The organism is Aquimarina atlantica, from assembly GCF_000626715.1.
GTDB classification, from domain to species: Bacteria; Bacteroidota; Bacteroidia; order Flavobacteriales; family Flavobacteriaceae; genus Aquimarina; species Aquimarina atlantica.
Map to the genome: position 1 here is coordinate 283536 of NZ_AQRA01000005.1, position 12312 is coordinate 295847.

Sequence of the window (12312 nt, forward strand, 5' to 3'; positions counted from 1 at the left end):
TTCTATTTATTAAATTTTTTTATTATTAATGCGGAATTTGTTCCCCCAAATCCAAAAGAATTAGACAAAAATACATCAATTTTTTTATCTAGAGTTTTATTAACCAAATTTAGTTTGGCAGCGTCTTCATCTGGCTGCTCTAAATTTATATTTGGTGCAATAAAAGAATGTTGCATCATAAGCATAGAATAGATCACTTCACTAGCTCCTGCCATCCAACATTCGTGCCCTGTCATAGATTTTGTAGAGCTTACATGTGGTCCGTTTTTTCCAAAAACATTATAGATAGCTTTTGCTTCATTAGCATCTCCAACGGGAGTCGAAGTTGCATGAGCATTTACATAATCTATAGCTGATGTTTCAATATTTGCTTCCAGAAGTGCCTTTTTCATAGCTCTGGATGGGCCATCAACATTAGGAGTAGAAATATGTTCACCGTTTGAAGAAAATCCATACCCTATAATTTCTCCAAGAATTGTTGCTCCTCTTTTGATTGCTGATTCATAACTTTCTACAATAAGAGTAGCAGATCCGCCACTTGGGACCAAACCATCACGATTAACATCAAATGGGCGAGAGGCTTTTTCTGGATGCTCTGTATTTGTAGAAAACACTCCTAAGCCATCAAAACTTCCCATGGCAAGCTGGTTTATTTCCTGGGCTCCTCCACAAACAATGCAATCTTGTAATCCGCTTTTTATAAACTGATATGCCATTCCGATAGCATGGGATCCACTGGCACATGCCGCACTAATAGTGAAGTTTATTCCTCTAAGTTTAAAAATTGTAGAGAGATTCATGGTTACAGAAGAGTTCATTCCTCTAAAAATGGCTCCCGAACCTACTAATGTGGTATCTTTTTTTTCTCTGATCTTTTCTACAGATTCAATAACCGATTGTGCCGTACTATCATTTCCGTAAAGAATACCAACTTCATTTTGATCGAGGAAAGATTGATCTATACCTGCATTTTTTAAAGCTTCGAGTGTAGCTATATAAGCATATGTTCCTTCTTGCCCTAAACTAATACGTTGTCTTCGGGAAAGTAATTTATTTAATTCTGGTTCTGATACCATTCCTGTTAAACAAGAACGATATCCGAATTCTTTTCTTTTTTCATCAAAAACAATTCCAGATGTCCCGTTGTATAATGATGTTTTTACTTCTTCGAGGTTTTTACCAATACAAGAATATATACCCATTCCCGTGATTACAACTCTTCTCATATATTCAGAATTAATTTACGAGTAAATTCCGCCGTTTATATTAATCACTTCACCAGTAATATATGAAGCTTTTTTGGAGGCTAAAAACGATACAATATGCGCTACTTCTTCAGCTTCTCCAAATCTATTGGCAGGAATTAACTTTTTAAGTTCTTTTTCATCCAACTCATTGGTCATGTCAGTTCTAATAAACCCCGGAGCAACAGCATTTACTGTGATATTTCTTTTTGCTATTTCTTGAGCCAGAGCTTTTGTGGCCCCTATTATAGCTCCTTTAGCGGCAGAATAATTAGTTTGCCCAGCTGTTCCCTTAACTCCAGATACAGAAGCAATATTTATAATTCTACCGTATCTGTTTCGTAATAATTTTTGAATTAAATGATTTGTTACATTATAAAAACCATCGAGAGAGGTGTTAATAACATTTTGCCAATCATTTTGGGTCATCCACATAAATAAGTTGTCCTTTGTGATTCCCGCATTATTTATGATGACTTCAATTATAGCATCTTTATTATCCTCTTGCCAGGCATCTAATTTTGTTTTTACCTGATCAGCATCAACTACATTAAATTGAATAATTTCTGCAGTTCCGCCATTGGCTTCTATTTCTGTAAGAGTTTGCCTTGCAGCAGTTTCGTTACTATTGTAATTAATTAATATATGATAATCGGTATCTTTAGCGAGTTGTACGCAAATTGCTTTTCCAATTCCCCTCGAGCCACCTGTTATTAAAGCACACTTCATTTATTTGTAAGATGTAATAGTTATTTCAATCGATTTTAGATAAAGATTAATAAGTATTAATTAAATAGTTCTAAATTTTCAAACCACAAGTTTTTAAGTATTTCTCCTTTAGTGTTTAGATAACACCACGACTTTTTTTGTTTAACTCTTGCTAAGCCGTTTACAAAACCTTTTTGCGCATTTTTTTTGAAAATAGAAAAACCACCAGCAGTAATTTCATATTTTTCTTCTATAACTAGCTCTCCTTTGGTATTTACAAACCCCCAGAGTTTTTTAGTTTTAACAGGTGCTAGCCCATCGGCACTAAATATTTCTGCATCTCTAAATTTAAAAGGAATTACAGTTTCACCGCTAATGTTAATATATCCCCATTTACCATCTTTAAATACAGGCGCTAATCCATTATTAAAAGCTCTTACTTTATCATATGCAGGCTCAATTACCCATTCTCCATTTTTATTGATAAATCCTATTTTATCATTTTTTTTGGCATAAGTATATTCTGCATTTATAGAGAAATCCCATATTTTTTGAGCTCCTGATACTTCTTTAAATTCTCCGTTAATAATCAATCCATGACGAAGGCCTTGAGTAGCTACAATTGTATTATGGTAGACATTGCTCACACCATCATAGGTTGTTTTTACAAAATAATTGCCAGAAGGATCTATTAGCCCCCATTTTTCACCCTCTCTTACTTTTGCATATCCATTTATAAAATTGAATGCTTTCGAGAATTTTGGAGCTACTGTAGTCTCTCCTTTGGTATTGATAAAACCTACTTTATCTTCTTTTCGTACTATAGCAAAACCATCTTTAAAATCATAAATTTTGTCAGAATCAACATTGGTGAGGACTTTCTCTCCTTTGGTGTTGATATAAAACCATTCTTTGTTTTTTAAAACGACAGCTATACCAGAATTAAAAGCTTTAACTTTATCAAATCCAGGCTCAATAACCCATTCTCCTTTTCTATTTATAAATCCCCATAGTTTACCTTTTCTCGCAGCAGCTAGATCTTCAGAAAAGTTTTTTGCAACATCTAGTGTTGCGGGTATTTGCCAGTCACCTGATTTTGTAAGATAACCAAATTTACCTTCAAATTTTGCTAATGCTAGTTCTTGAGCAGATCCTACTAGCGAACAAAGAGAAATTACAAAAATTAAAAAATGTTTAGTTTTCATCGCGCTTCTGTGGTTTCATTATTAATAATAAAATCTTTTACTTGATTCACATAGGGGTACATAACAACATCTTCTGTAAATATAGGAACTATATTTCGTATGGCATCATACATCTTTATTAGTGTTGCTATGTTGATCTTTATTGATAATAACTCCTTGTCTATATTCATTTGCTAAATAATTCCGCGTTAACATACCATTTACTCCCTAAAACATCTCCTTTTTCATTAAGGAATCCCCATTTTTTTTTGTATTTTACCCTTACAGCGCCATTAACAAATCCTTTGGCCAAAAAGTCCTTTAGTTTTTTTGCATTAATAAGTATATTAGGAGCAAGATCATATTTGGCAGGTATTACAAGATTTCCTTTAGTGTCTATAAACCCCCATTTTCCTACTTGAACTTTAGCTAATCCATTATCGCCAAAGAATCCTGCATTAAGATAAGTGAATGGTATAGGTTCTTCTCCTTTTTCATTCACATATCCCCATTTAAAACCATCATTTACAGGTGCAAATCCTTTATAAAATGGTTTAACAGTTCTATATTTTGGCTCTATAATCCATTCTCCTTTAGAATTGATAAAACCATATTTTCCTCTTTTTTTTGCAAAAGCTAAATCGGAATGATCATAAAAACTTCCAATTTCTTTGGCTTTTGGAACAGGTACAAAAGAATTATCAATTATAATTCCCCAATCATTTTTCATTTTTGCAGAAACTCCTTTAGTGCTATAATGTCCTAATCTTTCATATAGTAGAGGGATAATTAATTCTCCTTTTTCATCAATCATACCCCAATTTTTACCATTATTAACTCTGGCATATCCATTTATAAAAGCGCGTATTATTTTATATTCGGGCTCAATAATCAATTTACCATCACTACCTAATAATCCTATTTTTTTTCCTTTTTGAAAAAATGCTATTCCATTATCATTAAAGTCATAATATTTATCAGGAACAGGGCAATCCAAAACTTCATCGGAGTTATTAATGTAATTCCATTTATTTTTTTCAAGAACCAATGCCCAACCAGAGTGAAAATCTTTTACTCTATTGTATTTTGGTTCTATAACCCATTCCCCTTTCGTATTTATAAATCCCCATTTTCCATTTTTAAGAACTCCTGCATAACCATTATGAAAACTTCTAGCTTCTTTAAATTGAGGTTGAATTGTATATTCGCCTGTTAGGTTGATATAGCCCCATAATTTATTTTCTCTAACTAAAGCAAGTTCTTGACCAGATAAAAATATAGTTTGAACAAAAGCAAGAATGATTAAAAAAAACTTTGTTTTCATCACGCTTCTGTGGTTTCATTATTAATAATAAAATCTTTTACTTGATTCACATAGGGGTACATAACAACATCTTCTGTAAATATAGGAACTATATTTCGTATGGCATCATACATCTTTTTTGTATTCGTAGAAACTTGATCTTTTACACCTAAATATTCTATAGCCTGAACAATAGTTATTAATTCTATCGCAACAACTTCAAAAGCATTTTCTATAACTTTTTTTGTAATCAAGGCAGCATTTGTTCCCATACTTACAATATCTTGATTGTCATTGTTATTAGGGATACTATGCACATACATAGGGTTTGATAGCATTTGGTTTTCTGCTGTAGTCGATGTTGCCGTAAATTGCACTCCTTGCATCCCAAAGTTTAAACCTAGTTTGGCAAGGTTTACAAAAGGAGGAAGTATGTCGTTTAATTTAGAATTTAATAAGTAATTTAATTGACGTTCTGCCAACATTGATAATTTGGTAACTACAATTTTTAACTTATCCATTTCTAAAGAAACATAATCCCCATGAAAATTACCTCCATGATATACGTGTTTTTCTTTAACATCGATAATAGGATTGTCATTAGCAGAGTTAACTTCTTCTATTAGGATCTTTTCAATATTGTTTAAAGTATCCAAAACCGGGCCTAATATTTGAGGAACACAACGTAATGAATAGTATTCTTGAACTTTCTCCTTAAAAACAGTTACTTCAGTTTGATCGGTGTATAGATACTCTTCTCTTTTTCTGATTAAAGAACTGCTTTCTAAATGCTCTCGCATTTGCTTAGCGATTTGTTGTTGTCCTACATGCTTTTTTGCATGATTTAATTCTTGTGATAAGTGGTCATCATATGCTTTTACAATTTCATTAATTGCACATGAAGCTGTAATCATCCAGTTTAATAACCTTCTTGTATAAATAGTATTTACTAATCCCACTCCGGTCATCACAGACGTACCGTTCATTAAGCCAAGTCCTTCTCGTAAAGCAATTGTAATAGGGTTGATATTTTCTTGTTCAAAAACTTCTTTAGTATTTTTTTGTTCTCCTTCATAAAATACTTCTCCCTCACCAATAAGAGTTAAGGCTAAATGTGCTAATTGAACTAAATCTCCACTAGCACCAACACCACCATGTTCATAAATAAGAGGAGTAATATTTTTATTGATCAAAGATGTCATAACATCTACAACAGATTTATGAACACCAGAGTACCCTAAGCATAGCGTATTTAAACGTGCTAACATTGCTGCTTTTACGTACATGGGAGGAAGCGGGTTTCCTGTTCCCGAAGCATGGCTTCTTATTAAGTTATATTGTAGTTGATTTCTTTCTTTGTCGTTTATCTTGTATTGTGCCATTGGCCCAAAACCAGTATTTACACCGTAAATGATTTTATTTTCAGAAAATTCTTTTAAAAAATTAAAACTTTCTTCTACAGTTGCTAGAACACTTTCGTCTATTGCAATCGATTCTTCTTTAAATATAATGTTGAAAAAGTCCTGTATTTCTATTTTCCCTTTTAGTGTTAGCATCTATATTTTGCTCAAAATTTTAATGAATAATATTTTAATAACCAAAAATAAAACAGTTATTTTGGTTTGCAAATTTATAATAATTAAGGAATTAATAAGTACAATAGTGCTATGAATGATGAAAATATTGATGTTTTAGTAGTAGGGGCGGGGCCTTCGGGATGTGTTGCGGCTTCTTATTTACATAATAATGGTTATGATGTGAAAGTTGTTGAAAAGAGTCTTTTTCCAAGATTTGTAATCGGGGAAAGTCTTTTGCCAAGATGTATGGATCATTTTGAAGAAGTAGGACTATTAGATTGCTTAAAAGCATGTGAGTTCGAAGTAAAATCGGGTGCACGATTTATTAAAGGAGAGAAGGTTTGTAATTTTGATTTTAGTAAAAAGCATACAGAAGGTTGGGATTGGACATGGCAGGTACCTCGTGCAGATTTTGATTCGGCTCTGACAAAAGAACTGATTAATAGAGGGGTCGATATCTGTTTTGAAGAAGAAGTCGTTGCTGTAGATTTTGAAGGGAAAATTTCAAAAACTACTATAAAAGATAAAGAAGGGAAACATCGTGTTATTACTGCAAAGTATGTTATAGATTCTAGCGGCTATGGGAGAGTACTTCCCAGACTTTTAGATTTAGAGCAGCCATCTGAGTTACCAAAACATTCTTCAATTTTTACACATGTTAAAGATATTAATAGACCCGAAGGAGGCGAAGGGACACTTATTACATTTGATGTAATAGATACAGAAACCTGGTTGTGGGTGATTCCTTTTTCTAATGGGGTTACTAGTATAGGGTATGTGGGGCCAACAGAATTTCTAGATTCATTCGAAGGTAATGCTACAGAGAAATTAACACAAATGTTACAACGTTCAGATTATTTCTATGAGCGATTTAAGAATGTTGATTTTATGTTTGATCCTATCTCAATTAAAAATTACTCAAAATCTGTAAAACAACTGTACGGCAAAGGATATGTGTTAACAGGAAATAGCGCAGAGTTTTTAGATCCTGTGTTTTCTTCTGGAGTTACATTTGCAACAGAATCTGCATTATTAGCAGCAAAACTTGTCGCTAAAGAGTTGCAAGATGAAGCTGTAGATTGGGAGCAAGAATATACGGGATATATCAAAGGAGGTGTTAATGTTTTTTCATCTTATGTAAAAGAATGGTATACAGGAAATCTTCAAAAGTTATTTTTTCATCGACCAGAAAATCCACAAATTAAACGACAAATATGTGCAGTTTTAGCTGGCTATGTATGGGATGAAACAAATCCTTTTGTAACCAAACATAACAGATTAATTAAAACGGTTGCCCATATGATAGATATGGAAACCGAAAAAGAAGCATAGTCGAGTAGAGGTAATAATTCTTGAGATTTTGTAAGTATTTATCTATGCAAACGATCTAGAATTTCCATTACTTCTATTTTTTTTCGTACCGAAACGGGGATATTTTCTCCGTTTTTTAGCATAAGGTACCCTCCGTCGGTTTTGATAAAGGCACTAATGCATTGTAAGTTAACAAGATGGCTTTGATGTACTCGAAGGAATTGGTAATTCTTGAGCATGTCAGAAAAATATTTCAATGTCTTGGTCACAAAAATTTTCTGTCCATCCTGAAGGTAGAAAATGGTGTTGTTACTATCAGATTCACAACGAATAATATCATCCAGATTTACGATGATGATTTTGTCGAGAGTGTGTAGTGATATTTTATCTGGTTTTTGCTCTGGTGCAGATAATGTATCTTTTAGGATATTAAGACGTTCTTTGTTGGGTTGAATTTGTTCTTTTGCCCGAGCAATTGCTTGAGCTAATTCTTCATTAGAATATGGTTTTAAGACATAATCGATAGCTGCAAATTTAAAAGCTCTGATAGCAAACTCATCGCTGGCAGTAACAAAAATGATCTTTGATTTCAGGTCAGGAAATATTTCTAATATATCAAATCCAGTACCATCACCAAGCATAATATCCAAAAATAGAATATCGGGTTGTGTATTGCGTAATGATTTTGCTGCCTCGACTACACTTTGGGCAGTATCAACTACTTTTATTTCCGGATGATTCGCTTTTAGATCACTTTTTAAAAGCTGAAGTGCATCAGGCATGTCTTCTACGATAATTGCTGTAAGCATAATTGTTTTAATAGTCGGTTTGTAATGGTATTTTAAATGTAATCTCAGTTCCTGCTACAGAATTGCCATTTAAGAGAATTTCTTTTATATGTAAGGAATCCTTCCCCGAAATTGATTCAAGTCGCTCTCGGGTTACTGTAAGTGCCATAGATTGATGATCTGTATTGGTTTTGTTCTTTTGTGATTGAAAAATACCTTGCCCATTATCTAATATAGTACAATGTAAATGTTCTTCACTGGTATGAAATAATACTTTTAACTCACCATCTCTACTTCCTTTTAAAATACCATGTCTAACCGCATTTTCTACAAAAGGTTGAATTAGCATAGGCGGAATAAGAATTTCTTCGGGGTCAAAATCAGAATCTATAGAGATATCATAAACAAATGGTTTGCTGGCCATTAATTGTTCTATTTCGATATAATGTTTTAAAGTCTGTATTTCCTGATCCAGAGTGATATGATCTTTTCTAGAATTGTATAGCGTTTCTCTTAATAAAGTAGCAAATGTATTTATGGTAGTATTCATACGATTGGGATTGTTGGTTCCCATTGCTTTTATACCATTTAACGCATTAAATATGAAATGAGGATTCATTTGTAAACGCAATGCTTTTTGTTCTAATGATAGTAGGTGATTTTGCATTTGTAAACGATTACGTTCTTCCCGGTTTTTTTGTTTCACTCTTCGGATGTAAGATAATGCATATCCACCTAAAATCAATACGATTATTACTAATACAGTTAATTGAAACCAAGCTTTTTCATAGATGGGACTATCAATAAAAAAACGAAACATAATAGGATCACTTTCTTCCCATCTGTAATTTCGGGATTGTGCAGAAAAGTAATGTGGGCCATATGCTAATCCGGCAAGATTTTGTTTGTGATCTGATGACCAGGGACTCCATTCAGAATTATTTAACCTCCATCGATATTCTACATCATTAGGGTGATCAAGATCAATAGTTTTATAACTAAACGATAATTCTGTTTGATTTGGCTTCAGTTTAAGAACACTTTTATTATTTACCCAGGCTCCCAACTGTATAGAATCAACACTGCGATAAGCAACTTCTACATCTTCAAAATGTATGCTGGGCTTGATTGTAGCTTTAGTAGTTTCTGTTGGTTGATATTTGGTTAACCCATATATTGCTCCAAACCATAGATTGCCATGATCGTCTTTGGTAACAGCATTAAGACAAGTTTCAATTCCTAAGAAACCATCATTTCTTCCAAAATGAAAAACATCTACAATATCATTTGATTGATTTAGTTCAATTCTATCGACCCCTCGTTCACTCCCAGCCCATAGATTATTTTTATCATCAAATATCATTTGATAAATATTATCTGAATAGGGTTTTTTTCTTCCTTTTAATTTTTTGAATGTAATCTTTTGATCAAGATTAGACCACCAAATCCCCCTTCCTGCTGTCCCGAGATATAATATATTTTTGTGAAAAAGTAATGTGCTAATTGCTGTCTTTTGGTTTAGAACATTGCCTAAATGCGTAACTTTATTTCTTTCAATATACCCCAGATGTCCATTTTGAGTAGCATACCAGATTTTGCCAAGAGAATCTTTTTTCATGTCCCTTATTTGCAAATCTTCAATACCACTTTTTCGAGTAAATTTCTTTAAAGACTTTATACGTTTCTTTTTTGGGTCGTATATAAATCTGGAGATCCCGGCAGAATACGAGGCAACCCAAACGGTATTGTCTATTACTTGTATAGTTCTGATCCAGTCTGATAATAAACCTTTGTCTCTGTCAATAATGTGATTTTTACTAACTGTAATTGCAATTGTATCTGTAGTTATAATCGGATCTTCACCTAATTCTTTACTATTGATAGTGTCTACAACAATACTATCAACTTGCATAATCTCTTTAAAAAGAATCCCTTTACCTTCTGTACCAGCCCATATGTTCCCTGAGTTATCACTGGTTATAGTTTTGATTTTTACATCAGATAAACGTTCTTCCTGAGGTATATGTTGAATCCCGGCAGAATCGATTTTTACCATTCCGGCTTCAGAATTGGATGTCCAAATACCATTTTTTGCATTATGAACAGCATATACACGATTACCTTTTAGTCCTGTGTTTTGGTCATAGTGTGTAAAGTTATTCTGAAAATATTTATAAAATCCTCCGCCAGATGTAGCAATCCATATATTAGATTGAAGATCTAAAATACTTTTTCGAGTGTACGAAACAGATAGGCCATTTTTTCGATTAATTTTCTTTTTTAGGGCATGCGTTTCAAAATCCAGTATGGTAATTCCGTCATTATCTGTAGCAAACCATAATTCGTTATTACTATGTATTGAAATATCTGTTACCCGAACTGGTTTTTGAATCCATTGGTTACCATATGTTTTTGCATTGGTATTTAGTACTAAAACTCCTTGATTAAAAGCAGCAGCAAATACTTTGTTATTATGAAAGATTGCCGCTGTAAAATCATATGCACTATGTCTCTCAATAATTCTTGCGCTTTGTTTAATTTGATTTAGTTTCCAAAGTCCTTTATTGGTGGCAACCCAGAATAGTTTACCATCAAAAACAATATCATTAATAATGCTTGTATTGATCTTTGGATTAAGATTAATCTTAATTAACCCCAGGTTTTTTCGATATTCATAAATACCAATATTGGTGGCTAGATAGGTCTTGTTGTTTATCAGGCATATTTTATTAATTCGAGGACCTTCAATGTTGGTAAATTTATTTTTGATCTTGATACTAAGCCCATTTTTTGTACCGATAAAAAGACTGTCATTTACAAAGGCAAGAGCATGAATATAGTTTGATTGCAATCCATCATTTTCATTCCAGGTTTTAAATTCCTCGCCATTAAATCTAGAAAGACCACCTCCTTGAGTACCTAACCATAAGTACCCTATTTTATCTTGCACAATATCATAGACTTGCGATTGTGGTAGTCCATCCTCTAGAGTATATGCTCTAAGTTGATTGTTTTGTGCTGATAGTGAGCCGATACTATTCAATATCAGGAAAGAAACAAGATAGATGTATTTATAGTTTAAGTTCACAAGAGATTTGTCTGGTTGGTAACAAATATAATCAAACTGCTTTTTTCTGGGATATAATCGATTTAAATGTAAAAAAAAACCGACACCACCGGTTAAGGCGGGTCGGTATAATAAACAAAAGTTTCCCCCTTTTTGTTTATTAGATTGAGATTACTGTTAGGATTAATTAGTACCCGGTGATAGCAGTTGTTTTTGAATCTTCAACAATGCCATCTTTCCAGGTAAAACTTCGTTTTAGGTTTACATATTTAGTATTAGTTGTTGTTGTTTGATAAAATGTTTGTGTTTGTAGTATATTATCTTTTATACCGTATTCCTGATTTGGAAATATATATTGAAAATCGGAATCAGAATTTTCACAGTATACATTTTTAAGTTCAGGTAATGCGACAATTGTATTATCTTCTTTAAGCATATAATAGTATGCTTCTACATGGGCGCAACATGCCAGGTACTCGACCTCCATCTTAATTACCTTAGAGACCCCTTCTAGTCCAGGGTTCTCTAAGGCAGTTATAAAGATATCCTCAAAAAGTTCTGTGTCTTCAATCGTAAGAGTAGATATTTTATCTAAATTTTCTTCTCCCGAACGAACCAGATTAATAACATATGAGGGGTGTTTTTCTCCACGGTCCATAATTTCGGTAGTTACCAAAAACTCTTGAGTATCGGCAAAAACTTTTTGTGCGTGGATACCTTGAAAACTTTGAAATAGAATAATGATTATGGCAACATTTTTCATAACAGCTTATTTTGAGGTTGGCTATTTTGTATAAAAGTAATTCCTTATCTTATTTTTGAGGATGTGCTTTTAGTATTCGTAATGATTCAACTAGAATTCGTTTTTTGTAACCTAAAACCATCCTTTAGTGATTTTATATTCTAACTACTTTATAAGATAAGAGACAAGGGTATTTTAGTAACCTGTATGGTTAAATTGTTTAGCCAATTTATCTTTTTTAGGTTATGCAAAATTTTACTGCCTTTGATTTATACTATTTATTAAGAAAATAAATGTAAGTACTTGATAATGTGATGAAATCATGAAGGTAGAATTGGGTTTAGGAAGTTGTTTTTTGTATCTTCACAAGAATTACCCTTACAAAATT

Annotated in this window: 10 protein-coding genes; 1 reads left to right on the forward strand and 9 read right to left on the reverse strand. The window is 32.8% G+C overall.

The features are described from left to right. Positions 1-2: 2 nt before the first annotated feature. Genes ATO12_RS12490 through ATO12_RS12510 form a run of 6 tightly spaced genes read right to left on the reverse strand, consistent with a single transcriptional unit; the run spans position 3 to position 5995 of the window. Entirely contained in the window at positions 3-1226 is a 1224-nt protein-coding gene (locus ATO12_RS12490) for a beta-ketoacyl-[acyl-carrier-protein] synthase family protein (protein WP_034242359.1), read from the reverse strand. A 15-nt stretch (positions 1227-1241) separates the two neighbouring features. Then, positions 1242-1973, reverse strand: a complete 732-nt coding sequence (fabG, locus tag ATO12_RS12495) for a 3-oxoacyl-ACP reductase FabG (protein ID WP_034242360.1) — start codon at positions 1971-1973, stop codon at positions 1242-1244. 56 nt (positions 1974-2029) lie between these two features. Continuing rightward, entirely contained in the window at positions 2030-3157 is a 1128-nt protein-coding gene (locus ATO12_RS12500) for a WG repeat-containing protein (protein WP_034242361.1), read from the reverse strand. Next, positions 3154-3327 carry a hypothetical protein gene (locus ATO12_RS26090; protein WP_165583373.1) on the reverse strand — a complete coding sequence of 58 codons (174 nt, stop codon included), beginning with the start codon at positions 3325-3327 and terminating at the stop codon, positions 3154-3156. The genes ATO12_RS12500 and ATO12_RS26090 overlap by 4 nt, the downstream gene beginning before the upstream one ends. After that, positions 3324-4460: a WG repeat-containing protein gene (locus tag ATO12_RS12505; RefSeq protein WP_034242362.1), complete on the reverse strand. Its 1137-nt coding sequence runs from the start codon at positions 4458-4460 to the stop codon at positions 3324-3326. Before ATO12_RS12505 ends, ATO12_RS26090 begins: the two co-directional genes overlap by 4 nt. Continuing rightward, complete coding sequence (locus tag ATO12_RS12510; RefSeq protein WP_034242363.1) at positions 4460-5995, reverse strand: HAL/PAL/TAL family ammonia-lyase; 1536 nt, start codon at positions 5993-5995, stop codon at positions 4460-4462. Before ATO12_RS12510 ends, ATO12_RS12505 begins: the two co-directional genes overlap by 1 nt. A gap of 111 nt (positions 5996-6106) precedes the next feature. On the opposite strand from ATO12_RS12510, the gene ATO12_RS12515 reads away from it, so the two are divergent. Beyond that, the gene (locus ATO12_RS12515) at positions 6107-7348 is read left to right on the forward strand and encodes an NAD(P)/FAD-dependent oxidoreductase (protein WP_034242365.1); all 1242 of its coding nucleotides are present in this window, start codon (positions 6107-6109) and stop codon (positions 7346-7348) included. A 38-nt stretch (positions 7349-7386) separates the two neighbouring features. Here the strand turns inward: ATO12_RS12515 and ATO12_RS12520 are convergent, their stop codons facing one another. The 3 genes from ATO12_RS12520 to ATO12_RS12530 all read right to left on the reverse strand — a co-directional run bounded on the left by ATO12_RS12520 (position 7387) and on the right by ATO12_RS12530 (position 11945). Then, complete coding sequence (locus ATO12_RS12520; protein WP_025667385.1) at positions 7387-8136, reverse strand: LytR/AlgR family response regulator transcription factor; 750 nt, start codon at positions 8134-8136, stop codon at positions 7387-7389. Between the two features lie 7 nt (positions 8137-8143). Next, positions 8144-11203 (reverse strand): sensor histidine kinase, encoded by a 3060-nt coding sequence (locus tag ATO12_RS12525; protein WP_034242367.1) that lies wholly within the window; start codon positions 11201-11203, stop codon positions 8144-8146. A 166-nt stretch (positions 11204-11369) separates the two neighbouring features. Continuing rightward, positions 11370-11945 (reverse strand): hypothetical protein, encoded by a 576-nt coding sequence (locus tag ATO12_RS12530; RefSeq protein ID WP_034242368.1) that lies wholly within the window; start codon positions 11943-11945, stop codon positions 11370-11372. Positions 11946-12312: the final 367 nt, after the last annotated feature.

Bases quoted from the DNA above. Each gene is read 5' to 3' on its own strand.
- fabG (WP_034242360.1), bottom strand. From the start codon at position 1,973: ATGAAGTGTGCTTTAATAACAGGTGGCTCGAGGGGAATTGGAAAAGCA.
- ATO12_RS12520 (WP_025667385.1), bottom strand. From the start codon at position 8,136: ATGCTTACAGCAATTATCGTAGAAGACATGCCTGATGCACTTCAGCTT.
- ATO12_RS12515 (WP_034242365.1), top strand. From the start codon at position 6,107: ATGAATGATGAAAATATTGATGTTTTAGTAGTAGGGGCGGGGCCTTCG.
- ATO12_RS12490 (WP_034242359.1), bottom strand. From the start codon at position 1,226: ATGAGAAGAGTTGTAATCACGGGAATGGGTATATATTCTTGTATTGGT.
- ATO12_RS12505 (WP_034242362.1), bottom strand. From the start codon at position 4,460: ATGAAAACAAAGTTTTTTTTAATCATTCTTGCTTTTGTTCAAACTATA.
- ATO12_RS12530 (WP_034242368.1), bottom strand. From the start codon at position 11,945: ATGAAAAATGTTGCCATAATCATTATTCTATTTCAAAGTTTTCAAGGT.
- ATO12_RS12500 (WP_034242361.1), bottom strand. From the start codon at position 3,157: ATGAAAACTAAACATTTTTTAATTTTTGTAATTTCTCTTTGTTCGCTA.
- ATO12_RS12510 (WP_034242363.1), bottom strand. From the start codon at position 5,995: ATGCTAACACTAAAAGGGAAAATAGAAATACAGGACTTTTTCAACATT.
- ATO12_RS26090 (WP_165583373.1), bottom strand. From the start codon at position 3,327: ATGAATATAGACAAGGAGTTATTATCAATAAAGATCAACATAGCAACA.